Source organism: Comamonas sp. B21-038, from assembly GCF_022387135.1.
Classification (GTDB): domain Bacteria; phylum Pseudomonadota; class Gammaproteobacteria; order Burkholderiales; family Burkholderiaceae_C; genus Comamonas; species Comamonas sediminis.
In genome coordinates, this window is sequence record NZ_CP092462.1 from 991,967 (window position 1) to 1,014,847 (window position 22,881).

The following is a 22,881-nucleotide window of genomic DNA, read 5'->3' on the forward strand; positions in this document are numbered from 1 at the left end:
GATGGGCCAGCGCCCGCATTCACGGAAGTCATCTGCATATGCGCACTCCTCTTGTTTTTATCGACGGCGACCAGGGCACCACCGGCCTGCAGATCCATGAGCGGCTGCGCGGGCGCTCCGGTATCCGCCTGCTGACCTTGCCTGCAGCGGAGCGCAAGAACGCCCAGCTCCGGGCCGAAGCCATCAATGCCTGCGACATCGCCATCCTCTGCCTGCCGGATGCAGCCGCTCGCGAAGCGGTGCAGTCCATCGTCAACCCTGCCGTGCGGGTGATCGATGCCAGTTCGGCGCACCGCACCGAGGCCGATTGGGTATATGGTTTTCCGGAGATGTCGGCAGCGCAGTCAGCGCGCATTGCGCAAGCCAGCCGGGTCAGCAACCCGGGCTGCTACCCGACCGGCGCGGTGGGCCTGCTGCTGCCGTTGGTGCAGGCCGGGCTGCTGCCTGCCAGCTACCCCATCAGCGTGCATGCGGTATCGGGCTACTCCGGGCGCGGGCGCGCTGGGGTGGAGGCGCATGAGGGCGGTGGCGATACCCCGGCACCGGCCTTCCAGGTCTATGGGCTGGAGCTGGCGCACAAGCATGCGCCGGAGATTGCGCTGCACGCCGGTCTGGCCGCGCGCCCGCTGTTTGTGCCAGCCTATGGCGCCTACCGCCAAGGCATTGTGCTGACGGTGCCGTTGGCCTTGCGCCTGCTGCCGCCCGGTGTGGATGCCGCTGCGCTGCAGGCCTGCCTGGCGCGGCATTATGCGCAGGCGGCCGATGTGCAGGTCTTGTCGCTGGACGAGGCCAAAGCGCTCACGCAGCTGGATCCGCAACGGCTCAACGGCACGAATGCCATGCAGCTCAGCGTCTTCCATAACGAGGCGCAGGGCCAGGTGCTGCTGGCGGCTATTTTTGACAACCTGGGCAAAGGCGCATCGGGTGCGGCGGTGCAGAACCTGGACCTGATGCTGGCGGCCTAGGTCCGCGTCGCGTATTTACGCGCTATCGCCCAGAAACTGCTCGGTTACCTGTTGGGCAAAGGGATCGGGGCCGCTGAGGGTCAGGCTCAGTTGCAGTGCGGGCTGCTGCGCGGCCTGGGGTGCCAGCAGCTGGCGTTGGCGCGCATCCCAGTGCAAGGCCAGCGCATCACCGGCATCGTTTTGCAGCTGCAGGTCCAGATCCCAGGCATGGCCCTCTTCCAGCGCGCCGGGGGCGCCAAAGGCATCGCTGCACCAGGCCAGCAACTGCGTGACTTCAGCCGCCAGCGCGGGCCATTGGGCGGCCTTGGCATAGGCCATCGCATCCAGGCTGCTGATGCCCTCGCCGTCATCGCTGGTGTCAAAGTCCAAATAGTCGAGCATGTGCGGGTTTTTCATCGATATGGCGGGATTTTATGCTATGTTTTTAGGAGTTAAGCAAGCAAGCCGGATACCCCTATGAGCCTGGATTGGAATGCGCTGGATTTTTCATACCCGCAAGCGGGCCCGCTGCTGGCCGGCTGGCACTGGCAGGCCGCCCCCGGCCTGGTGCAGCTGGTCGACGGCTTGAGCGCCGGCAAGACCACCGCCTTGCAATTGCTGGCCGGGCAGTTGCAGGCCAGCGGCGGCAGTCTGCGGATCGATGGCCAGACAGCGCAGGCGCTCAACAGCGCTGGCCTGGTGTTCTGGCATGAGCCGCGCCTGCCTGCCACGATGCCAGCCGGAACGACGGTGGTGGCGGATTGGATCGCGCAGATGCGCCGCGACTGCCCGGGCTGGGATGAGGCACTTTTTGGGCAATGGCAAGCGGGCTTTGATCTGGCCCCGCATGGCGCCAAGCCTTTGCTGGCGCTGTCCACCGGCAGTCTGCGCAAGCTGGTCATCGCGCTGGGCCTGGCCAGTGGCGCCCGGCTGGTGCTGCTCGATGAGCCTACGTCGGGGCTGGACAAACCGGCGCTGAGTTTTCTGCGCGAGGCCTTGCAAGCGGCAGCCCCACCACTGGCCGCGCAGTGCCGCTACCTGGTTCTGGCGCATTACGAGCCCTTGCTGCCGGCAGGCGGGGCCGTGCAGGTCGTGGCGTTGCCGGCGCCATAGCAGGCAGGCAGGGGAGGGCGCTGCATTGTGTAAATTTTCGTGCGCGCTACGGGGCCAGCGCTGTGACGCGTGTTGGGCCGCTGGATAATCGGCACACCGATTTTTTGGAAAGACTGTTGTGGACACCTTGCTGTTGATCAAAGCCGCCATCATGGGCGTGGTGGAGGGGCTGACCGAGTTCTTGCCGATCTCCTCGACAGGGCATTTGATTTTGGCGGGCAGCCTGCTGGGATTCGACGATGCCAAGGCCAAGGTGTTCGACATTGCGATCCAGACCGGTGCCATCTTTGCGGTGATCCTGGTGTACTGGCAAAAGATCCGCAGCACCGTGGTGGCCCTGCCATCGAGCCGCCAGGCGCAGCGGTTTGCGCTCAATGTCTTCATCGGATTTTTGCCGGCGGTGGTGCTGGGCCTGTTGTTTGGCAAGTACATCAAAGCGCATTTGTTCACGCCGGTCGTGGTGGCCACCACCTTTATCCTGGGCGGCTTTGTCATTCTCTGGGCCGAAAAGCGCCAGTCCGCCCATGTGCGGGTGCAGACCGTCGATGAGATGACGCCGCTCGATGCGCTCAAGGTGGGCCTGGTGCAGTGTCTGGCGATGATCCCCGGCACCAGCCGCAGCGGCTCGACCATCATCGGCGGCATGCTGATGGGCCTGTCGCGCCAGGCGGCCACCGACTTTTCGTTCTTCCTCGCGATCCCTACCTTGATCGGCGCAGGGGTCTACAGCCTTTACAAGGAGCGCGCACTGCTGTCGATGGCCGACATCCCCATGTTCGCGACTGGTCTCATCTTCTCTTTCATCAGCGCCTGGCTGTGCGTGCGCTGGCTGCTGCGCTATATCGCCTCCAACAGTTTTGTGCCGTTTGCCTGGTACCGCATCGTGTTTGGCATCATCGTGCTGGTGACGGCCTTCAGCGGCATGGTCAATTGGGTGGATTCCTGATCGCGCAATGGCTTGCACCTCTTCACACTGAAGCCCGGCTCCACAGCCGGGCTTTTTTGTGCCCGTTTGCTCGCTGATGCAGTCGGGTCTGTGTCGCCAACATGTCTGTGCCCTCCAAGGCCTGGGGTTTGCCTGGGCTGCAGGTCTTGCGGTGATCTCTACAATTATCCATATTATGAACTTCTGTCCATATGGTGGATAAATGCCCGTAGAAAGCCCCGACCAGACCCCGTTGATGCCCTACCAGTACCCGAACCCGCCCGATGCGCTGCCCGAGATCGTGGTGGAGAGCGCCATCCCCACCGATGACCGGCTGTGGGTGCCGCAGGCGGAGAATGTCTGGTTCCGTCCCCTGTGCCTCAATGCCAGCCAGGGCTACTGGATGAACCTGCTCAAGGTGCGCAAGTCCGGCGTGCTCAGCCGCCACCGCCACCCGCAGGCGGTGCATGGCTTTGTGCTCAAGGGCCGCTGGAAATACCTGGAACACGACTGGTGGGCCAAGGAAGGCAGCTATGTGTTCGAACCCCCCGGCGAGACCCACACCTTGTACGTGCCCGAAGACTGCGAGGAAATGATCACCTACTTCCAGGTCAACGGTGTCATGTATTACACCGATCCCTGGGGCAAGGGCATGGGCTTTGAGGACGTGTTCACCAAGATAGAGATGTGCCGCAAGCACTTCGAGGCCGTTGGCCTGGGCGCGGATTACACCAACCAGTTCATTCGCTGACATGGCCGATTGCAGCTACCAATTTGGCGGCCGGGTGGCCGTGGTGACCGGCGGCGCCAGCGGCATTGGTGCCAGCCTGGTGCAGGCCCTGCAGCAGGCGGGCGCGCGGGCGGCGGTCTGGGATCTGCAGCCGCCTGCCGCAGCAGGCGCCGGCGACGCGCTGTTCTGCCGGGTCGATGTGACCGAGCCAGCCAGCATCCAGGCTGCGCTGGCGCAGACCCTGGCCCGCCTGGGCCGTGTGGACATGCTGATCAACAGCGCCGGCATCACCGGGCCCACGATGGCACTGGATGCGTTTGACGATGCTGTCTGGCAGCGGGTGATTGCGATCAACCTGGTGGGCGTCTACAACGTCTGCAAGGCCGTGGTGCCGGTGCTGCGCACCCAGGGCTATGGCCGGGTGGTGAACATTGCGTCGCTCGCGGGCAAGGAAGGCACGCCCAATGCATCGGCCTACAGCGCGGCCAAGGCCGGGGTGTTGGCGCTGACCAAGTCGCTGGGCAAGGAGCTGGCGGGCAGTGGTGTGCTGGTCAATGCGGTAGCGCCGGCGGCGGTGCGCACGCCGATTCTGGAGCAGATGGCCCCCGAGCATGTGGCCACGATGGTCGCCAAGAGTCCGATGGGGCGCCTGGGCGAGCCCGAGGAGATTGCCGCCCAGGTGCTATGGCTGGCGTCGGATGCCTGCTCATTCAGCACAGGCGCGGTGTTTGATGTATCCGGTGGACGTGCGACCTATTGAAACTGCACGACAAAGTAAAAAGCAGGAGACGGTATGAACATGAACAAAACGCGCCGCAGCGCCATGGGCTTTGTCGCCGCCGGTGCCAGCGCTGTGCTGATGGGCATCAGCGGCTGGGCGGCGGCGGCGGACTTTCCGGCGCGCCAGATCGAGCTGATCGTGCCCTTCCAGCCTGGTGGCGGCACCGACGGCGTGGCCCGCGCCTTTGGTGAGGCGGCGCGCAAGCACATTCCGCAAAGCGTGGTGGTGATCAACAAACCCGGAGCCAGCGGCGCCATCGGTTGGACCGACATGATCAATGCGAAGCCCGACGGCTACAAGCTGGCCGTGGTGACGGTGGAGCTGGTCACCCTCAAGCCGATGGGACTGGCCAAGTTCTCGTACGACGATGTGCAGCCCATCATCCAGTTCAACGCCGACCCGGCCGCGATCACCGTGCGTGCCGATGCGCCGTGGAACACGATTGAGGAGTTCCTCGCCGCTTCGAAGAAGGAGCCCGGCAAGATGGGCGTGGGCAATGCCGGCAATGGCTCGATCTGGCACTTTGCAGCCACCGCGCTGGGCGACAAGATCGGCATCAAGTTCAACCACATTCCATTCCAGGGAGCAGGCCCGGCCGTGCTGGCGCTGATGGGCGGCCACGTCGATGCGGTGGCGGTGAGCCCGGCCGAAGTGGCCCAGCAGCTGCAGGCCGGCAAGCTCAAGATGCTGACCGTGATGGCCGACCAGCGCGTCAAGAACTTTGACAAGGTGCCCACGTTGAAGGAAAAGGGCATCGACCTGAGCATTGGCACCTGGCGCGGCATTGCCGGCCCCAAGAAGCTGCCGGCCGATGTGCTGGATTACCTCAAGACGGCCGCCAAGAAGACGGTGGATGAGCCCGCCTTCCAGGAGGTGCTGGCCAAGCAGAACCTGGGCTTTGTCTATGCCGACGACCAGGGTTTCCGCAACCAGATGATGAAGGATGCGAGCTATTTCGCAGACCTGATCAAACTGCTGGACATGAAGAACTGAGCCCCAAGCGAGTGATGCGAGTGATGACTACGACCTACCAGAAAGACCTGTTGACAGGCAAGACTGCCTTGGTGGCTGGTGCCACCCAAGGCATTGGCGCGGTGATTGCCAACCATTTGGCCGCGCTGGGCGCGCGTGTGATTGCGCTGGGCCTGGGCGACGGCGACGGCACGCTCGATGCCGGGGTGGAAGTGCGCCAGGCCGATGTCACCCGCCAGGCCGATCTGGATGGGGCGCTGGCCGATCTGGACGAACTCGACATCGTCTTCAACTGCGCGGGCATCATCAAGCGCGGCCTGGAGCACGATGTGGAGGTTTTCCAGCGCGTGCTGGAGGTGAACCTGACCGGCACCATGCGGGTCTGCACCGCCACGCGCGACAAGCTGCGTGCCCGGCGCGGCTGCATTGTCAACACCGCATCGATGCTGACTTTCTTCGGCGGCGGCCTGGTGCCCGGCTATGCGGCCAGCAAGGGGGGTATTGGCCAGCTGACCAAGTCGCTCGCGATTGCCTATGCGGCCGACGGCATCCGGGTGAACGCGATTGCCCCAGGCTGGATTGCGACGCCGCTGACCCAGGCGCTGCAGGACGACCCGGCCCGTTCAGGCCCCATCCTCGCGCGCACGCCCCTGGGGCGCTGGGGCACCCCGCAGGATGTGGCGCAGGCAGCGGTGTTCCTCTGCACGCCGGCGGCCAGTTTCATGACCGGGGTGGTGCTGCCGGTCGATGGCGGCTACATGGTGACCTGAGCGCGTAAACACCTTCCCTGGCGGGCGCCCGCAAGGGCGGTGGCTGCACGCTCTCTTTGAAAGGAAAAATGCCCTCGGCCAAGGTGGCCGAGGGCATTTTTTCAGGAAGACGAACAGGTCTTCAGTCCTTGGGGCGGAAGCCAATGACCAGGCTGGAAGGCACCCGGCCATCGGTGTCGCGCGGCAGGGTCTCGGTCTTGTGCATGGCGCGGACGACGGCATCGTCCCAGGCCTTGTTGCCGCTGGACTTGGTGACGCGCACACCCACGATGGTGCCATCCGGGGCGGCGCGCACTTCCAGCTCGGCCCGCGGATTGCCCTGAATGTCATCCGGGAAGGTGATGTTGGGGCGCACCTTGGCGGCCACCTTTCCGCCATAGCCGGCCGATGGGCCACCCTGGCCGCTGGCGGTGCCCGAGGTCGAGCCGCCCTGGCTGCTGCCGCTGGCGCCTGCCGCACCGGCCATGCCCGCCATACGTGCCAGATTGGCCTGGCGCTGGGCCTCGGCGGCCTTGGCATCGGCGGCGGCCTTGGCTTTGGCGTCTGCCGCGGCCTTGGCCTTGGCATCGGCGGCAGCCTTGGCCTTCGCGTCGGCTGCAGCTTTGGCTTTGGCGTCGGCTTCTGCCTTGGCTTTTTCTGCCTTCTCGCGTTCGGCCTTGTCCTTCTCCGCCTTCTCGCGGGCGTCCTTTTCCTTCTGCAGACGGTCCTTCTTGTCCTGCTCGGCCTGCTTCTTGCGGTCGGCTTCCTTGCGGTCCCGCTCCGCCTTTTCGGCCTTTTCGCGGGCGTCCTTTTCCTTTTGCAGGCGTTCCTGGCGCTCTTCTTCCAGGCGCTCCTTCCTGTCCTGCTCGGCCTGTTTCTTGCGCTCGGCTTCCTTGCGCTGGGCCAGTTCACGCTCCTTTTGCTCGCGCTGCTTGGCTTCCTGCTCCTTTTTCTTGCGCAGCGCAATCTCGGACTCGCGGTCATCCTCGTCCGGCACGGCGGCCACGGGTTTGGGCGTGGTCACGGCCGGGGCAGGTGCGGGCGGGGGAGGCGGCGGCACCGGTGCCGGTGGTGGCGGTGCCACGGGCGGAGGCGGTGGGGGCGGCGTCAGTGGTGCGGGCGCAGCCTGCTCATTGGTGGGCGCCCATAGCTCGGCCTCGACCGAGGGCTGGTCGCTGTCGCGCGGGTTGCGCACGGTCCAGAGCAGGGCGACGACCACCAGCAGGTGGGCGGCAGTCGCCACTGCCCAGGATTTGGTCCGGGACGGTGGACGGGGTGGAGCAAGCTGATCGCGCTCTTGACGAGGGGACATGGCGACTCTTCTTACTGGCTGCCGCCTGCCACTTGCAAGGCAACACGTTTGACACCGGCCTTCTGCAGGGTCGACATCGTATCGATCACCTTCTGGTAGGTCAGGTCCTTGTCCGCCACGATCAGCATCGCGCTGTCCTCAGGCGGGTTGTCCGCTTGCCAGGCCTTGGCCCGGTCGGCCAGATCGCCAGCGGCCACGGTCTGCGTGACATTGCCGGTCTTGAGCTGGATCGACCCGTCCTTGTCCAGCAGGACATGGGCGATGTTCTTGGTGGGCGGGCGCTCGCTCTTGCCTGCCTTGGGCAGGTTGATGGCGCCCGGCGTCAGCATGGGGGCGGTGACCATGAAGATGATCAGCAGCACCAGCATCACGTCGATGAAGGGCACCATGTTGATCTCGTTGACGGTGCGGCGGTTGCGTTTACCGCGGGAGGCTACGGCCGGCATGGCTGTTTCCTTTGTATTTAGTGCGCTGCGTGCAGCGGCTGGGCGCCCAGGTTGCGCTGCAAGATGTTGGAGAACTCTTCGATGAAGGTTTCCTGCTGGCTGGCGATGCGGTCAATGCCGCTGGAGAAGCGGTTGTAGGCGGTCACGGCGGGAATGGCCGCGAACAGACCCATCGCAGTGGCCACCAGGGCTTCAGCAATGCCGGGCGCAACGGTAGCCAGGGTGATCTGCTCCATGCTGGCAAATCCGGTGAAGGCGTGCATCACGCCCCAGACGGTGCCGAACAGGCCGACGTACGGAGAGACGGAGCCGATCGTGCCCAGCAGCGACAGGCCCGATTCGATCTCGTCCATCTCGCGCTGGAAGCTCGCGCGCATGGCACGGCGGGTGCCGTCCAGCAAGGTGTCGGGGTTGGTGATGTGGCGCTCGCGCAGTTTCTGGTACTCGCGCATGCCGCTGGCAAAGATGCGTTCCATCGGGCCGCAGGCTTTGACGTTGTGCATCGCGTTCTGGTAGAGCTCGTTGAGGCTGGAGCCGGACCAGAAGTCGCTCTCGAAGGTCTCATTCTTGTTCTTGATGGCTTTGAGCATGCCGACCTTGCGCAGGATCGTTGCCCAGCAGGCGACCGAGGCGGCCACCAGGATCAGCATCACGAGTTGCACCACCCAGCTGGCGTGCAAGACCAGGCTGGCAATGGACATTTCTTGGGAATTCATGAGATGGTTTGGATCAGGGTTTGAGGAATTCTTGCCGGGCGCATGCTGACAGCGTCGACCCAGCCGATACGAATTGTGCCCTCACACAGCAGTTGAGGTGTATCTGTTGGTTGCTTCTGTTTTAAGAGCACCCGCTGTGTGATCTGCATGGAGGCGCGCCCCGCATCTTGGAGTTCTGCGGTGACGATGAGTTCATCGTCCAGGCGAGCAGGTTGTAAATATTTGATAGTCGCTTCACTGACCACGAACATGCCGCCGACCTGCTCGCGCAGGCGCTGCTGCTCCAGTCCCAGCGAGCGCAGCCATTCGGTGCGGCCCCGCTCCATGAACTTGAGGTAGTTCGCGTAGAAGACGATGCCGCCGGCATCGGTGTCTTCCCAGTAAATGCGGATGGGGAACTCAAAGGCCATGGATATAGCCTTTCAAATTGGCTCTATAACGAAGAAACAGCGCAGTGCCGCGCGGATCCTCGTGCGAGGATGCTGGCAGAGAGCGGCGCGCAGCGGTCATCATCAGGCCAGCAGCTTGCGCAGCCGGGCAATGGCCTCTTGCAGCTGCTCCATCGAGTTGGCGGTGGAAAAGCGCACAAAGCGGCCGGTGTCATGGCTGCCAAAGTCGCGCCCCGGGGTGATCGCCAGGTGGGCCCGCTCCATCACCGCATAGGCAAAGTCCCAGGAGCCTTCAACGCCGAGCTTCCTGGCAGCCTCGCTGCAGTCGGCCCAGGCGTAGAAGGCGCCATCGGGTGCGACCGGCACGGGCAGGCCCAGTGCTTCAAGCGCCGGGATGAAGTAATCACGCCGGGCCTTGAACTCGGCGCGGCGGCGCTCGTACTCGGCCATGCTCTCGGGCGCAAAACAGGCCAGTGCCGCATGCTGGGCAATGGTGCTGGCGCAGATGAACAGGTTCTGCGCCACGCGCTCGACCACGGGCACCAGCGCTTCGGGCACCACCGCCCAGCCCAGGCGCCAGCCGGTCATGTTGAAGTACTTGCTGAAGCTGTTGATCGAGATGATGTTGTCATCGATCGCCAGTGCGGTCTGGCCAAAGGCCTCGTCATAGGACAGGCCCAGGTAGATCTCGTCGATGATGGTCACGCCATCGCGGGCCTTGACCACCTCATGGATACGGCGCAGCTCTTGCGGCGCAATCGAGCTGCCGGTGGGGTTGGAGGGCGAGGCCAGCAGCACGCCACGGGTTTGTTCGCTCCAGGCGGCCTGCACCTTGTCGGCGCTCAGCTGAAAGCGCTCTTGGGCCGTGGTGGGCAGCAGCACGGCCCGGCCTTCTGCCGCACTGACAAAGTGGCGGTTGCAGGGGTAGCTGGGGTCGGGCATCAGGATCTCGTCGCCGGCGTTGATCAGCGACAGGCAGACCAGCTGCAAGGCAGCCGATGCGCCGGCGGTGATGACGATGCGGCGCGCCGGCACATCGACGCCAAAGCGCTGCTGGTACCAATCGGACAGCGCCTGGCGCAAAGGCTCGATCCCGAGCGCCGGCGTGTACTGGGTGCGGCCTTCGCGGATGGCGCGGTCGGCGGCTTGCTGCACCAGCGCTGGTGCGGTGAAGTCCGGCTCGCCGATGTTGAGAAAGATCATCGGCTCCGCGCTGCCCGCCACCTGGGCCGCCAGTGCCTGGGCGGCCTTGGCGACCTCCATCACATAAAACGGCTCAATGCGCTCGGCTCGGGTGGCGATTTTCATGGTCTTCGGCTTGGATCAGAGGGCACCCACAGCGTTGGCGGCATATGGGCCAGCACAGAGTGTGCTATCAAAAGTATAACTGGCGGCGGCTAAGCCCCTAGAAAAAACCGATGCCAGCGCGCAGGCATGGGCATCGGTTGTCAGCGCGATCAGGCAGCGTTGTTGCGGTCGGCCGCCACCTCAACGGCGCGCAGGCTCGGGGCCAGCGCGTTGAGCACCGCGTTCACATACTTGTAGCCGTCGGTGCCGCCAAATTCCTTGGCCAGCTCGATGCTCTCGTTGATGACCACGCGCCATGGCACATCCAGGCAGTGCTGGAACTCATAGACGCCAATCCACATGCAGGCATGCTCGATGGGCGAGATCTCGTCCATCTTGCGGTCCAGGTGCGGGACGATCTGCGCATTGAGTTGCTCGGCCGATTCGATGCAGCCGTGCAGCAGTGCGTCGTAATGGGCGGCATCGGCCTTGTGAAAGCCAGCCAGGTCGCGCGTGAACAGGTCGATCTCGGTGGCGCTGTTGCCGCTCAGGATGTACTGGTAAAGCGCCTGCAGCGCGAACTCACGCGAGCGGCTGCGGGTGGACTTGGAGGCAGCCTTGCGCGCGCCGGTGGAGGTAAGGCCCTTGCGGGCCTGGCGCGGAGGGCGCTGGCTGGAGGAGGACTCGCTCTGGTCGTTTTCGTTCATAGTGTTTTCAGCAGATTGGCCATCTCGACGGCGACGATGGCGGCATCGCGCCCCTTGTCGACCTGGCGGGCAATGGCCTGGGCTTCGTTTTCAGTGGTGAGGATGGCGTTGGCAACGGGGATCTGGAAATCCAGCCCGATGCGCGTGACGCCTGCGCCCGATTCGTTGGCCACCAGTTCAAAGTGGTAGGTTTCGCCGCGGATGATGCAGCCCAGCGCGATCAGCGCATCGAATTCTTCGGATTCGGCCATGGCTTGCAGTGCAATGGGCACCTCCAGCGCGCCGGGTACTTTGACATGGCGGATGTTCTCGGCTTGCACGCCCATCGCGGCCAGCTCCTGCAGGCAGGCCTGGGCCAGGCTGTCGGTGATGCTTTCGTTGAACCGGGCCTGCACAATGCCGATGGCGAGCGCGCTGCCGTCCAGGTTTGCTGCGCTGCCTTTTTCTGCTCCAAACATGTGTTATTCCTTGTTGATGTATCCGGTGATCTCAAGCCCGTAACCGGCCATGCTGGGCAGGCGTCGGGGCGCGCCCATCAGGCGCATCTTCTGCACGCCACAGTCACGCAGGATCTGCGCGCCAATGCCGTAGGTGCGCAGATCCATGCGGCCCCGCTCGGGGGCTTGCGCGGCGCGTGCCTTGCCGTCGAACTGGCGGATCAGCTGTGAGGCGCTTTCATTGCAGTTGAGCAGCACGGCGACGCCACAGCTTTGCTGCTGCAGGTAGGCCAGGCTGGCGTCCAGGGTCCAGCTGTGCATCGCGCGGCCGGTCTCGAGCAGGTCCATCACCGACAGGGGCTCGTGCACACGCACGGGCACATCGCTGTCGGCCTGCACGCTGCCCTTGACCAGGGCCATGTGCACGGCGTGGCTGGCATGGTCCTGGTAGAGGTGGGCGGTGAACTCGCCATGCGCCGTTTGCAGCGGGCGGCTGCTGATGCGCTCGACCAGCGATTCGTGGCGGCTGCGGTATTCGATCAGGTCGGCGATGGTGCCGATCTTGATGCCATGCTCTGCGCAGAACAGCTGCAGATCGGGCAGGCGGGCCATCGTGCCGTCGTCCTTCATCACTTCGCAGATGACGGAGGAGGGCGAGCAGCCTGCCAGGCGCGCCAGGTCGCAACCGGCTTCGGTATGGCCGGCACGCATCAGCACGCCGCCATCGACTGCCTGCAGCGGGAAGATATGGCCAGGTTGCACCAGATCGCTGGCCTGGGCATTGGGTGCCACCGCAGCCTGTACGGTGCGGGCGCGGTCGGCGGCGGAAATACCGGTGGTCACGCCTTCGGCCGCCTCGATGGAGACGGTGAACGCGGTGGACAGCGGCGCACCGTTGTTGGCGGTCATCTGGCGCAGCTGCAGGCGCTCGCAGCGCTCGCGGGTCAAGGTCAGGCAGATGAGGCCCCGGCCCCACTTGGCCATGAAGTTGATGGCTTCCGGCGTGACATGGTCGGACGCCAGTACCAGGTCACCTTCGTTTTCGCGGTCGGCTTCATCGACCAGAACGACCATGCGGCCAGCGCGCATCTCGGCAACAATGTCCTCCACCGGAGAGATCGGCGCAGGGATCAGGGGGCTGCTCATGGAATGCCTTTAAAGAACTTGTGTCATGTCTGGCCGCAGATCTGCAGCAGGTCAGACAGTAAAAACCCCAATTTTAGACCAGCTGCTCCCCTGCTGGGCGGCTTTGCCGCTTCTGGGGAGTAGCGTGCCGGGTCAATTGCGGCCGAGCCTGGCTGTCGGGCAGCGCTCAGTATTCGCCGCGCAAGAGCACGACATTGCCATCCGGATAGGCCACGCACGGCAGGACGCAGCCCGCTTCCTTGTCCTCGGCGCTGAGCCCGGGCCACTCGATCTCATAGTGGACGCTGCCCGATTTGAGCCGGCCGACACAGGTGCGGCAGGTGCCATTGCGGCAGGAGCTGGGCCAGTCCACGCCGCCTTCTTCCAGCGACTGCAGCAGCGGCGTATCTGCCCAGGCATCGACCTGGATGTCTTCGTTGTCGATCTGGGCGTTGTAGAGCTCGGGGGTGATGGGCATGGCGGTGTGGAAAGTCGGGCCTGTATCAAAAGCATAGCTGCCCAGCCATGTGTGGTAAGCATGGATGCTGGAAAGCAAGGATGAGGCCAGTTTTGCTGAAATTGCGGGCAATGTAACACGTGGCTAATAAAAACATGGGCTTAGCGGGTTAAATGGCCCGCGATGGCCACTTATCCACATGGTTGTTCAGCCATTTTCGGGATAACCCTAGCGTGTAGCCGGCCTCGGCCGGCGTTGTCTCCCCCGCGTCTGTCGCCCAAGCGCCGTGCAAAGCAAATGTGAACACGTACAGTGCGAATGCATCAGAGGCAGCAGGCCTCTTCCAATATTGGGCGCCAAAAGCGCCCGCATGGCGTAAAGGTGCGAATGTATGGGTCTGGATTTCAGCGACAAGGTAGCGATTGTGACGGGGGCCGGCGGCGGGCTGGGGCGTGAACATGCATTGGCGCTGGCCCGGCGCGGGGCCAAGGTGCTGGTCAACGACCCGGGCGGCGCGGTGGATGGCCAGGGCAACTCGTCCGCCGCTGAAAAAGTGGTGCGTGAGATTGAGGCGCTGGGCGGCATCGCCATGGCCAGCCATGCCTCGGTGACCGACTGGCCGGCCGTGCAGGCCATGGTTGCCCAGGTGATGGAACGCTGGGGCCAGGTGGATGTGCTGGTCAACAATGCCGGCACCTTGCGCGACAAGAGTTTTGCCAAGATGGAGATGGACGACTTCCGCGCGGTGCTGGAAGTGCATCTGATGGGCAGCGTGCACTGCTGCAAGGCCGTCTGGTCCCATATGCAGGCGGCCAACTATGGCCGCATCTTGATGACGACCTCGTCGTCGGGCCTGTTCGGCAACTTTGGCCAGAGCAACTATGCCGCCGCCAAGATGGCGCTGGTGGGCCTGATGCAGACCCTGGCGCTGGAAGGGGCCAAGTACAACATCCATGTGAATGCGCTGGCGCCGACGGCTGCCACGCGCATGACCGATGGCCTGCTGGCGCCCGAGATGTTGCGTGCGCTGCGGCCCGAGCTGGTCAGCCCCGCGATGCTGGCCCTGGTGCACGAGAGCGCACCGACACGGGCCATTGTCTGCGCGGGCGCGGGCAGTTTCGAGGCCGCGCACATCACGATGACACGCGGGGTCCACCTGAGCGCCGACAGTGTGCCGGTGGATGAGATGGACAGCCACCTGGCCCAGCAGTGGGCCGAGCTGACCGACCGCCGCGGCGACATCGTGCCGGACAACGGTTTTGTGCAAGGCGATCTGGAAATCCGCAAGGCACAGCAAAAGCTGCACTGAGCTTGCGCATAAAGCAACAGATAGCGCGATTGCAACAGCTTCTTACTATGACTTGCCGGGGCATGCGTCAGTCCCTGGGTTAAATCCCGAAGGCCGGTCAGGCTGAGCGTGCAATACTCTGCCAGTCGCCGGGCAACCTGCTATCGTGCAGCCCGGCTTTGACAAGAACAACGCAGATGAACCATATCCAACAACGTATTGATGCCATTGGCGCGCAGCGCCTGCTGCAGATGGGTCGCGGCATCGAGAAAGAAGGCTTGCGCGTGAACGATGACGGCGCGCTGGCCCTCACGCCGCACCCGGCTGCCTTGGGCTCGGCGCTCACGCACAGCAGCATCACGACTGATTTCAGCGAGTCGCAGATCGAGATCATCACCGGCGTGCACCAAGGGGTGCAGGCCTGCCTCGACGAGCTCGCCGAGGTGCACCAGTACGTCTACCAGGTGCTGCTGACCAACGACGAGCGCCTGTGGATCTCGAGCATGCCCTGCTCGCTGCCGTCGGATGAGAACATTCCGCTGGGCCGTTTCGGCACCTCGCACATCGGCCGCTCCAAAAGCATCTACCGCATGGGCCTGGGCCACCGCTATGGCCGCCGCATGCAGACCATCTCGGGCATCCATTACAACTGGTCGCTGCCCGGCGTCGGCAGTGAGGAATACTTCGGACTGATCCGCAATTTCCGCCGCCAGGCCTTTTTGCTGCTCTACCTCTTTGGTGCCTCGCCGGTGCTCTGTCCCTGTTTCGTGCAGGGCCGCCCGCACCAGCTGCAGCCGTTGGGCGACGGCCAGGGCGCGCTGCACCTGCCGCATGCCACCTCGCTGCGCATGGGGCGCCTGGGTTACCAGAGCGATGCCCAGGCATCCATCAACGTCAGCTACAACCACCTCAAGGGCTATGCCGATTCGCTCTACGGTGCATTGACCCAGCCCTACCCGGCCTATGAAAAGGTGGGCATCCTCAATCCCGGTGGCGAGTACAACCAGTTGGCCACCAGCCTGCTGCAGATCGAGAACGAGTTCTACGGCACCATCCGCCCCAAGCGCACCGTGCAGCGCGGCGAGCGCCCGCTGCATGCGCTGCGCGAGCGTGGGGTTGAATACGTCGAAGTGCGCTTGATGGACATCAATCCGTTCGACAGCATGGGCATCTCCGCCCCCACCATGCGCTTGCTCGACATCTTCCTGCTGCACTGCCTGCTGAGCGACAGCCCGCCCGATTCGCCGGCTGAAATCGCCGAGATGAAGCACAACCAGCACATGGTGGCCGAGCGCGGCCGCGAGCCTGGCCTGCACCTGCAGCGCCAAGGCAAGGAGGTGTTGCTGACCGACTGGGCCCAGGAGGTTCTGCAAGCCTGCCAGCCGATTGCCGCGGCGCTGGACCAGGCCCATGGCACCACCGACTACAGCCAGGCGCTCAAGCACTCCCAGCATCTGCTGGCCCACCCTGAGCAAACACCCTCGGCCCAGGTGCTGGCGGCGGTCAGCGAACAGTTCGGCGCCTCGTTCAAGGCCTTTGGCGCTGCCCAGTCGCAATGGGCCCGCGAGCAGACCTTGGCCCGCCCCTGGAACGATGCACTGACAGCCAAGTACCAGCAGCGGGCGGCCGAATCGATCCAGGCCCAAAGAGACATGGAAGCGGCCGACACGGGTCCGTTTGAGGAATGGCGCCAGTGCTATATGTCGCCTGAGCACCTGGTCGTGTCCTGACCGGTCTGCTGCCCCAGAGCCCGCTGATGCGGGCTTTTTTGTGGCTGGCATACCGCAGCGGATGCGGTCAGAATGCAAACGTTTGCATGAGTCTGGGTGCTTCTGATTTGATAGCTTCCCGCGTTGGCTATCATTTGTCCGACATCATTCGGTATTGATTTCTCGTATTGTTGTTCCATGGCGCATTTCTCTTCCGACCGCAGCTGGCGCACCTTCAAGCGTGGCCTGCTCAACCACTATGTGCTCAACGGGCTGGAAGTGGCGCTGGGCCTCTTTCTGGTCACAACCCTGGTGCAACTGATCTGGGGCACCCAGCATGCGGCGGCGGCCTCGGTTGGGGTCATCGTCACCATCGTCGTCGACAATCCGGCCCCGCGCCGGGGCAAGTTTTGGCGCATGCTGCCCGCGCCCTTGCTGGGCGCGCCGCTGTTTTTCATGGTGCAGTTGATGCACCAGCACCTGGTGCTGCTGGGCCTGGTGGCCGTGGTGTCGACCTTTCTGGGCTTTTTGTGGATGGCCTGGGGCAAGCGCGGTGCGCCGATTGCGATTGCGGTGGTGCTGGCCATGGTGCTGGGCATGTCGGTGCCCAAGCCAGCCGAGGGGCAGCTGCTGGCCGCAGCGGCCGAATCGACGATGTTCTTCAGCATCGGTGCCGGCATGTTCCTGGTGTATGCGGTCATCGCCAACACCTTGCTCAATTTCCGCTACCGCGTGCAGTTCATTGCCGATACCGTGCTGTCGCTCGCTGCCTTGATGCTGGAGCAGGCCCGCATGGTGCTGCCCGAGGCGGCCCGCCATGTCGGCCTGGAAGGCGAGACGGTCGACGGCGAGGCCTATGGCGACAACCTGGCGGACCGCAATTTTGGCAAGTTCTCGCGGGGGAGTGCACCCCTGCAGCACATGGGCCAGTTGATGGCCCGGCACGCGGCCTTTGCAGACCAGTTGCAGGCCGCCCGCGACATTGTGCTGGAGAGCCCGCGCACGCCACGCCGCCAGCGCCTGGCCGGCATGCTGATGCAGATGCTGGAGATCCGCGACCACCTGCTGGCCTGCGAGCTGGATCTGGAGCATTTGCGCAAGGCGCCCGAGCAGGCGCCGATGCTGCTGGCCCAGCAGGCCATGCTGCGTGCGCTGGCGATGGAGGTGGTGCACCTGGCCGACAGCCTGCTGCTGGGCCGCAAGCCCCGGCCGATGAGCAATCTGGATGCCTTGCTGCGCCCGATGCAGATGGCCAGCCAGCTGCCGGCCCAGCGGCTGGAGGAATCGCTGCCCGACCACTACGACACGGATGTGTCGCCCCAGGCGCTGTCGCGTGAGCTGAGCGAACGCATTGTGCGCATCCATGAAGAGGTCAACCGTTTGATCGGCCTGGGCCGCGACGAGATCGAGCCCGATCTGGCCGTGGTGCGCGCCAGCTGGCAGATGTTTGTCAGCCCCACTGCCTGGTCCTGGACGCCGTTCAAGGGACTGATGAGCTGGGATGCGCCTCCGCTGCGCCATGCGATCCGTGCGGCGCTGGCCATTGCGGTGGGCTACCTGGTCGTGCAGGTCCTGCCCTGGAATGCCCATGCCTACTGGGTGCTGCTGACGATTGTCGTGGTGCTGCGCGGCAGCCTGGCGCAGACCCTGGAGCGGCGCACGGTGCGGGTGCTGGGCACCTTGCTGGGCTGCGTAGCGGCACTGGCCATTCTGTCGGCGCATCTGTCACCGCTGGGCCTGATTCTGTGCCTGACCCTGGCCCAGGGCGTGTCGCACGGCTTTGCGCTGCGCCGTTACCTGTTCACCGCGATGGGCGCCACGGTGCTGGGCCTGGTGCAGGCCCATATGCTGCATGCCGGTGGCAGCACCACCTTCCATATGTTCGAGCGCGTGGTCGATACCCTGATCGGCACCGGCATTGCCTGGGCCTTCGCCTACGTGCTGCCGTCCTGGGAGCGCTCGCAGCTGCCGGCGCTGGTGCAGCGCGTGCTCAAGGCCCAGGCGGCGCATGCGAGCACCTCGCTGGCGGTGGACCAGCTGCAGGCCGTCGACAATGCCCCCGAGCTGGCCTGGCGCCTGGCCCGGCGCGAGGCCTACGACAGCCTGTCTGCACTGATCCAGGCCGTGGACCGTTCGCTCAAGGAGCCGCGCGCCGTGCAGCCACCGCTGCAGGCGCTGGAGCTGTTCCAGGCCCATTGCTACCAGCTGCTGGGCCAGATGTCCTCGGTCAAGATCATGCTGATGATGCGCCGGGGTCAGACTCCCTCGCCGTTTGCGGTGCAGCAGCTCAAGGACACGGCGGCCACCATCGACGCCTGCCTGCTGCAGGCGCCTCAGCAACCGGCCGTTGTCGAAGGCGAGGCCCAGCGCCCCGCCAAGATGCCGGCGCCCGAGCGTGTGCCGGGCCCCGAAGACCGCGACCAGCTCATTCCCTGGCTGATGCGGCGCCTGGCTACTGCGCGCATCCTGGCCGGCCAGCTGCAGCAGGATGCAGCGCAGATCCGCCAGTTGCTGGCGCGTGAGGAGACCTTGCCTCCTGTGCAGGCCGAGCCTGCGCAGGCCTCATCGACCTGAGGGTTCTAGCGGACCAGCGGCGTTAGGGCTGCAGCGCTTCCAGCGCGCATTCCTGCCAGTACATCGCCGCCGCAAAAAAGCCTTCCCAGACGCAGCCATTGCAGCCCCGGCCGCAGCAGGTGGTGGGCGCTGCAGGCGGCTCGCGCAGGCTGATCTGCCGCGCGCTGGCACTGGCCTGCAGCGCGGCAAAGCACTGGCGTGCCTGCCGCAAGCTGCTCAGTGGCTGGATGCTGGGAAGGGCAGTGTTCACTGCTCGGGCCGGGGTGGCACGGCCTTGCGGCGCAGGCCAAAGCGCAGCACAAAAGCCGCGCCCAATACCAGGGAAAACCAACCCACTGCCGGCGCCTTGGCGAAAACTCCCTGCACAATATCGCCCTGAGCGACATAGGGCGAGACCACGATCACCAGCCCTATCAAGACCAAGATGATGCCTTTGATGAGCAGGTCCTGATCGGATTTGCGCTGCGCATCCCACTGGCGTTGAGATAAAGAAGACATGGCAGCATTATCCGGCACAGCGCGCCTGCCTGCGCACCGCCTGCCTGCCATTCCCCCCGAAAGCAAGAGTATGAGTATCCAATGGTTCCCCGGGCATATGCACCTGACGCGCAAGCTGATTGCCGAGCGCATCAAAGACATCGATGTCGTCATCGAGGTGCTGGATGCGCGCATGCCAGGATCGAGCGCCAACCCGGCGCTGACCGAGCTGACCGGCCACAAGCCGACGCTCAAGATCATCAACAAGCAGGACATGGCCGATGCCAGCCGCACCGCGCAATGGGTGGCCTGGTACGAGGCCCAGCACGAAACCAAGGCCTTGCCGCTCGATGCCAGCGAGCCGGCTCCGGCCAAGCGCCTGGTGGAAGCCTGCCGCCAGCTGGCGCCCGGGCGCGGCGGCCTGGCCAAGCCCATGCGTGTGCTGATCTGCGGCGTGCCCAATGTGGGCAAGTCCACGTTGATCAACAGCATGAGCGGCAAGGGCCAGGCCAAGGCCGGCGACGAGGCTGGTGTGACCAAGGACGAGCAGCGCATTGTGCTGGCCGATGACTTCTACCTCTGGGACACCCCCGGCATGCTCTGGCCCAAGATCATCGTGCCGGAGTCGGGCTACAACCTCGCTGCCTGCGGGTCGGTGGGCCGCAATGCCTATGACGACGAGCTGGTGGCGCTGGAGTTGCTGCTGTACCTGCAAAAGCACTATGCGCGCCAGCTGGACGAGCGCTACAAGCTGGGCCTGAGTGACGAGGAAATGGCGGCGCTCGCGGATGACGAGCTGCTGACGCTGATTGGCAAGAAGCGCGGCGCAGTGATGAGCGGCGGGCGCATCAACATGCAAAAGGCGGCTGAGCTGCTGATCACCGACTTTCGCACCCAGATGCTGGGCCGCATCACGGTGGAGACCCCGGCAGAGTTTGAGCAATGGCGCGCGGCCGGCGAGGCGGCCGAGGCCTTGCAGCAGGCCAAGAAGGCCGAGCACGCCAAGCACCGCAAGGCTGGCCGCAAGCGCTACTAATCCGCGTATCGCTCCAGCGGCGGTTTTGGCCGCCGTTGACGCGTTGCCGCGTTTTATGCGCAAAAAGCCGCGCAAAAGAGGCCGAAGCCAGCGGTTGGCGGTCAGTTTTATGCAACAGTCTGCATATGGGGCTTGCGTAATTAACAAATTACCGCTATAGTCCACCCTTCGTCTTCTTATCGCTGCAGTAACGAACGACCTTCTGCAGCGCACCATTGGGAGTTTTTGCTATGTCCTGTTTCATGTTCAACCCTCTCCACTGAACACGGTTTCTGCCCCGGCTAAACCATGTTCATATGGTTTAGCCTTGGCCCAGATCGCCGCCTGCACACTGCAGCCGGGATCGACAAAAGCCCTGGCTACTGCGCCGGGGCTTTTTGTTTTGGGGTTTTGCTGCGCCAGCCACCAGGCCATTGGCGCGCGGGGCCCCTGAGGAACCGCACAGATGAGTGCAAAAACTGTTTCCCGCGCCTTTGAAGAGGGCCGGGTCAAGGCCTTGCGCCGCATGAAGCAACCAATTGCGTTGCTGATCGTGGCCGATGCCACTCCTTTCAACCCTGTTGCCAAGGCCATGGCCCAGCGGCGTCTGTCCGGCGCTGCGGGCAAGCACATCCGCAGCCAAGGCGCCCAGCGCCGTGCCGACCGGATGGCCTTGCAACAGATGACGCGCCGCGCCGACTGCGGGGATTGAGCGGCCGCGCCGGATGAAGAGAACCATCAGATGAAAGAAATGAAAACCTCCCCGGAGCTATTGCTTCGCGTACAGATGCATGAGCGTCAGCAAAACCTGCAGGCCATTGCGGCCCAGCTGAAAACCGAATTGATCGGTATTGATGACGTGATTGACCGTGTGACGGGCGCTGTGCGCGCCTGGTATGTGATGCCCCAGCTCATTACCCGCCCCGTGATCGTGTGCCTGTGGGGATTGACAGGCACGGGCAAGACCCAGCTGACGCGCCGCCTGGCGCAGCTGCTGGGTTTTTATGATCGCTTTGTCGAAGTCCAGATGGACGGCTTCAGCCAGAACGGTGACAGCTATGGCGCATCGACCATCTCCGGCACGCTCGAGAGTGCCGGGCTGGTGGAAGCTGCGCCCGGCATCCTGGTGCTCGATGAGTTCCAGCGTTACCGCACGGTGAGCAGCCGTGGCGATGACAGCAAGGTCGAGCGCTACCAGGATGTCTGGGCCTTGTTGTCGGATGGCAAGCTGCCGCCTGCCTTGTCGGAGTTGCACAGCATCGAGCGCAAGCTGGCGGACGCGCTCTACGACGCCGAACGGGCCGACGAGGACGATGCGCAGGAGCGGCACAAAAAGCAGAAGATGCGCTACAAGATCGATGCCTGGGACGCGCAGGCACTCAAGCGCAGCCTCAAGCTCGATGCGCCGTTGCTCGAGATCATGCAGTGGAGCAATGACTACATTCACCAATTGCTGATCCAGTTTCGCAGCTCCCAGCAATCCTGGGAGACCGATTACAGCAAGCTGCTGGTCTTTGTCTGTGGCAACCTCGATGAGATGTACACGGAGACGGCCAGCCGCGTCGAGGACTGCGACACCGACGCCGACATTTTTCACCGGCTCACCAGCCGCTTGTCGCTGATCGATGTCAAGCGTGCGCTGGCCGAGCGCTTCAAGCCCGAGCAGATCGCGCGGCTGGGCAACCAGCATGTAATCTACCCGTCGTTCAGCCGTGCGGCCTACGAGCAGCTGATTGCGACCACGGTGCACAACTATGTGCAGGGCATCGAGGCCAACTGCGGGCTGCGCTTTGTCATCGGCCACGATGTGCTGGCGCAGATCTACCAGAACGCCGTCTTCCCCACCCAGGGGACGCGGCCGCTGTTCTCGTCAGTGCACACGATCCTCTCGAGTGCGCTGGTGGATGCGGCGCTGTGGGCGTTGGAGCAGGGCGCGCAGGCCGGCCAGCCGTTGCAGGTGCAGATGGCCGCTGGCGCGGCCCAGCTGCAGGTGCAATTGGCGCTGCCGGATGCGCCCGAGGTGCTGCAGCAGTGCTTTGCGGTGCCGTTGGATCTGAACAAGGTCAAGCAGCGCACCAGCGCGGATTTCCGCGCGCTGCTGGCGGTGCATGAGGCGGGCCACGGTCTTGTCTATGCGCTGCTGTTTGGCCGCACCCCGCAGGAGCTCAAGATCAATATCGCGACCTTCGAAGGCGGCTACAACAGCTTTACCGAGCTACAGGCCACCTCGCGGCGCAATATGCTGGACATGGTCTGCGTGGGTCTGGCCGGCCGTGCGGCCGAGCGCCATGTGTTCGGCCAGGAGGCCTGTACCACGGGCGCCGAGCAGGACATCCGGCAGGCCACGGCGGACGCGGCACGCTATCTGCGCCACCTGGGTTTTGGTGCGCGCCTGTCGCGCACCGATGTGGCCCAGGAGCCGGGCGACAACACCAATACCGAAGTGGCACCCACCAATACCGGTATCGAAGCCTTGCTGCAAGCGCAGATGCTGCGTGCGCAGGATCTGCTGGTGCAGCACAACGCCTTGCTGATGGCAATGACCGCCTTGCTGCTGCGGGAGGGCCTGATCAGCCCGGCCGCGATGGCGCAGCTGTGTGCCGAGCATGGCCAGGTGGTGCTCGCCAGTGCGGCGCAGATCCCGGACGCTGCCGAACAAAAATGGGTGTTGGAGCCCTATGCAGAGATGCTGGCCACGCACGATCAGCGCCCCCACATGGCCTGAGTA

25 protein-coding genes are annotated in these 22,881 nt (G+C 64.3%); 13 read left to right on the plus strand and 12 right to left on the minus strand.

What is annotated here, in order from left to right; all coding sequences use genetic code 11:
• The first annotated feature begins 38 nt into the window (after positions 1–38).
• The gene (argC, locus tag MJ205_RS04515) at positions 39–965 is read left to right on the plus strand and encodes an N-acetyl-gamma-glutamyl-phosphate reductase (protein WP_239811375.1); all 927 of its coding nucleotides are present in this window, start codon (positions 39–41) and stop codon (positions 963–965) included.
• Between the two features lie 15 nt (positions 966–980).
• Here the strand turns inward: argC and MJ205_RS04520 are convergent, their stop codons facing one another.
• Complete coding sequence (locus tag MJ205_RS04520) at positions 981–1,346, minus strand: hypothetical protein (protein ID WP_239811376.1); 366 nt, start codon at positions 1,344–1,346, stop codon at positions 981–983.
• A gap of 75 nt (positions 1,347–1,421) precedes the next feature.
• On the opposite strand from MJ205_RS04520, the gene MJ205_RS04525 reads away from it, so the two are divergent.
• The 6 genes from MJ205_RS04525 to MJ205_RS04550 all read left to right on the plus strand — a co-directional run bounded on the left by MJ205_RS04525 (position 1,422) and on the right by MJ205_RS04550 (position 6,235).
• The gene (locus MJ205_RS04525; protein WP_239811377.1) at positions 1,422–2,057 is read left to right on the plus strand and encodes an ABC transporter ATP-binding protein; all 636 of its coding nucleotides are present in this window, start codon (positions 1,422–1,424) and stop codon (positions 2,055–2,057) included.
• 118 nt (positions 2,058–2,175) lie between these two features.
• Positions 2,176–3,003, plus strand: coding sequence for an undecaprenyl-diphosphate phosphatase (locus tag MJ205_RS04530; protein ID WP_230771421.1), 828 nt, complete (start codon positions 2,176–2,178; stop codon positions 3,001–3,003).
• A 202-nt stretch (positions 3,004–3,205) separates the two neighbouring features.
• Positions 3,206–3,733 carry a 2,4'-dihydroxyacetophenone dioxygenase family protein gene (locus tag MJ205_RS04535; protein WP_133858044.1) on the plus strand — a complete coding sequence of 176 codons (528 nt, stop codon included), beginning with the start codon at positions 3,206–3,208 and terminating at the stop codon, positions 3,731–3,733.
• A 1-nt stretch (position 3,734) separates the two neighbouring features.
• Positions 3,735–4,472, plus strand: coding sequence for an SDR family NAD(P)-dependent oxidoreductase (locus MJ205_RS04540; protein WP_239811378.1), 738 nt, complete (start codon positions 3,735–3,737; stop codon positions 4,470–4,472).
• A 39-nt stretch (positions 4,473–4,511) separates the two neighbouring features.
• On the plus strand, positions 4,512–5,486 hold the full coding sequence (locus tag MJ205_RS04545) for a Bug family tripartite tricarboxylate transporter substrate binding protein (protein ID WP_446715073.1): 975 nt from the start codon (positions 4,512–4,514) through the stop codon (positions 5,484–5,486).
• Between the two features lie 23 nt (positions 5,487–5,509).
• Entirely contained in the window at positions 5,510–6,235 is a 726-nt protein-coding gene (locus MJ205_RS04550) for an SDR family NAD(P)-dependent oxidoreductase (protein ID WP_239811380.1), read from the plus strand.
• 121 nt (positions 6,236–6,356) lie between these two features.
• On the opposite strand, the gene tolA is transcribed toward MJ205_RS04550, so the two are convergent.
• From tolA to MJ205_RS04595, 9 genes are all read right to left on the minus strand, one after another.
• A complete protein-coding gene (tolA, locus tag MJ205_RS04555) occupies positions 6,357–7,526 on the minus strand; it encodes a cell envelope integrity protein TolA (protein WP_239811381.1) in 1,170 nt (389 codons plus the stop codon).
• A gap of 11 nt (positions 7,527–7,537) precedes the next feature.
• Complete coding sequence (locus tag MJ205_RS04560; protein WP_133858040.1) at positions 7,538–7,972, minus strand: ExbD/TolR family protein; 435 nt, start codon at positions 7,970–7,972, stop codon at positions 7,538–7,540.
• 17 nt (positions 7,973–7,989) lie between these two features.
• A complete protein-coding gene (gene tolQ / locus MJ205_RS04565) occupies positions 7,990–8,688 on the minus strand; it encodes a protein TolQ (protein ID WP_133858039.1) in 699 nt (232 codons plus the stop codon).
• Complete coding sequence (gene ybgC, locus MJ205_RS04570) at positions 8,685–9,098, minus strand: tol-pal system-associated acyl-CoA thioesterase (RefSeq protein WP_239811382.1); 414 nt, start codon at positions 9,096–9,098, stop codon at positions 8,685–8,687. Before ybgC ends, tolQ begins: the two co-directional genes overlap by 4 nt.
• Positions 9,099–9,200: 102 nt before the next feature.
• A complete protein-coding gene (locus MJ205_RS04575; protein WP_239811383.1) occupies positions 9,201–10,385 on the minus strand; it encodes a pyridoxal phosphate-dependent aminotransferase in 1,185 nt (394 codons plus the stop codon).
• A gap of 149 nt (positions 10,386–10,534) precedes the next feature.
• A complete protein-coding gene (nusB, locus tag MJ205_RS04580) occupies positions 10,535–11,071 on the minus strand; it encodes a transcription antitermination factor NusB (protein ID WP_230771410.1) in 537 nt (178 codons plus the stop codon).
• Positions 11,068–11,529, minus strand: coding sequence for a 6,7-dimethyl-8-ribityllumazine synthase (gene ribH / locus MJ205_RS04585; protein WP_239811384.1), 462 nt, complete (start codon positions 11,527–11,529; stop codon positions 11,068–11,070). The genes nusB and ribH overlap by 4 nt, the downstream gene beginning before the upstream one ends.
• A 3-nt stretch (positions 11,530–11,532) precedes the next feature.
• Positions 11,533–12,654: a bifunctional 3,4-dihydroxy-2-butanone-4-phosphate synthase/GTP cyclohydrolase II gene (gene ribBA, locus MJ205_RS04590; protein WP_239811385.1), complete on the minus strand. Its 1,122-nt coding sequence runs from the start codon at positions 12,652–12,654 to the stop codon at positions 11,533–11,535.
• 166 nt (positions 12,655–12,820) lie between these two features.
• Complete coding sequence (locus MJ205_RS04595) at positions 12,821–13,111, minus strand: 2Fe-2S iron-sulfur cluster-binding protein (protein ID WP_239811386.1); 291 nt, start codon at positions 13,109–13,111, stop codon at positions 12,821–12,823.
• A gap of 370 nt (positions 13,112–13,481) precedes the next feature.
• Here MJ205_RS04595 and MJ205_RS04600 point away from each other — a divergent pair, with 370 nt between their 5' ends.
• From MJ205_RS04600 to MJ205_RS04610, 3 genes are all read left to right on the plus strand, one after another.
• Positions 13,482–14,399: an SDR family NAD(P)-dependent oxidoreductase gene (locus MJ205_RS04600; RefSeq protein WP_239811387.1), complete on the plus strand. Its 918-nt coding sequence runs from the start codon at positions 13,482–13,484 to the stop codon at positions 14,397–14,399.
• A gap of 176 nt (positions 14,400–14,575) precedes the next feature.
• A complete protein-coding gene (gshA, locus tag MJ205_RS04605) occupies positions 14,576–16,108 on the plus strand; it encodes a glutamate--cysteine ligase (protein WP_239811388.1) in 1,533 nt (510 codons plus the stop codon).
• A 177-nt stretch (positions 16,109–16,285) separates the two neighbouring features.
• On the plus strand, positions 16,286–18,661 hold the full coding sequence (locus MJ205_RS04610) for an FUSC family protein (RefSeq protein ID WP_239811389.1): 2,376 nt from the start codon (positions 16,286–16,288) through the stop codon (positions 18,659–18,661).
• A gap of 22 nt (positions 18,662–18,683) precedes the next feature.
• On the opposite strand, the gene MJ205_RS04615 is transcribed toward MJ205_RS04610, so the two are convergent.
• Complete coding sequence (locus MJ205_RS04615) at positions 18,684–18,911, minus strand: oxidoreductase-like domain-containing protein (protein WP_239811390.1); 228 nt, start codon at positions 18,909–18,911, stop codon at positions 18,684–18,686.
• On the minus strand, positions 18,908–19,159 hold the full coding sequence (locus MJ205_RS04620; RefSeq protein ID WP_021027316.1) for a hypothetical protein: 252 nt from the start codon (positions 19,157–19,159) through the stop codon (positions 18,908–18,910). Before MJ205_RS04620 ends, MJ205_RS04615 begins: the two co-directional genes overlap by 4 nt.
• 70 nt (positions 19,160–19,229) lie before the next feature.
• Between MJ205_RS04620 and ylqF the strand changes: the two genes are divergently transcribed.
• From ylqF to MJ205_RS04635, 3 genes are all read left to right on the plus strand, one after another.
• Positions 19,230–20,174 (plus strand): ribosome biogenesis GTPase YlqF, encoded by a 945-nt coding sequence (ylqF, locus tag MJ205_RS04625; RefSeq protein ID WP_239811391.1) that lies wholly within the window; start codon positions 19,230–19,232, stop codon positions 20,172–20,174.
• Between the two features lie 445 nt (positions 20,175–20,619).
• The gene (locus MJ205_RS04630) at positions 20,620–20,865 is read left to right on the plus strand and encodes a hypothetical protein (protein WP_239811392.1); all 246 of its coding nucleotides are present in this window, start codon (positions 20,620–20,622) and stop codon (positions 20,863–20,865) included.
• A gap of 39 nt (positions 20,866–20,904) precedes the next feature.
• Entirely contained in the window at positions 20,905–22,878 is a 1,974-nt protein-coding gene (locus MJ205_RS04635; RefSeq protein ID WP_239811393.1) for an ATP-binding protein, read from the plus strand.
• Positions 22,879–22,881: the final 3 nt, after the last annotated feature.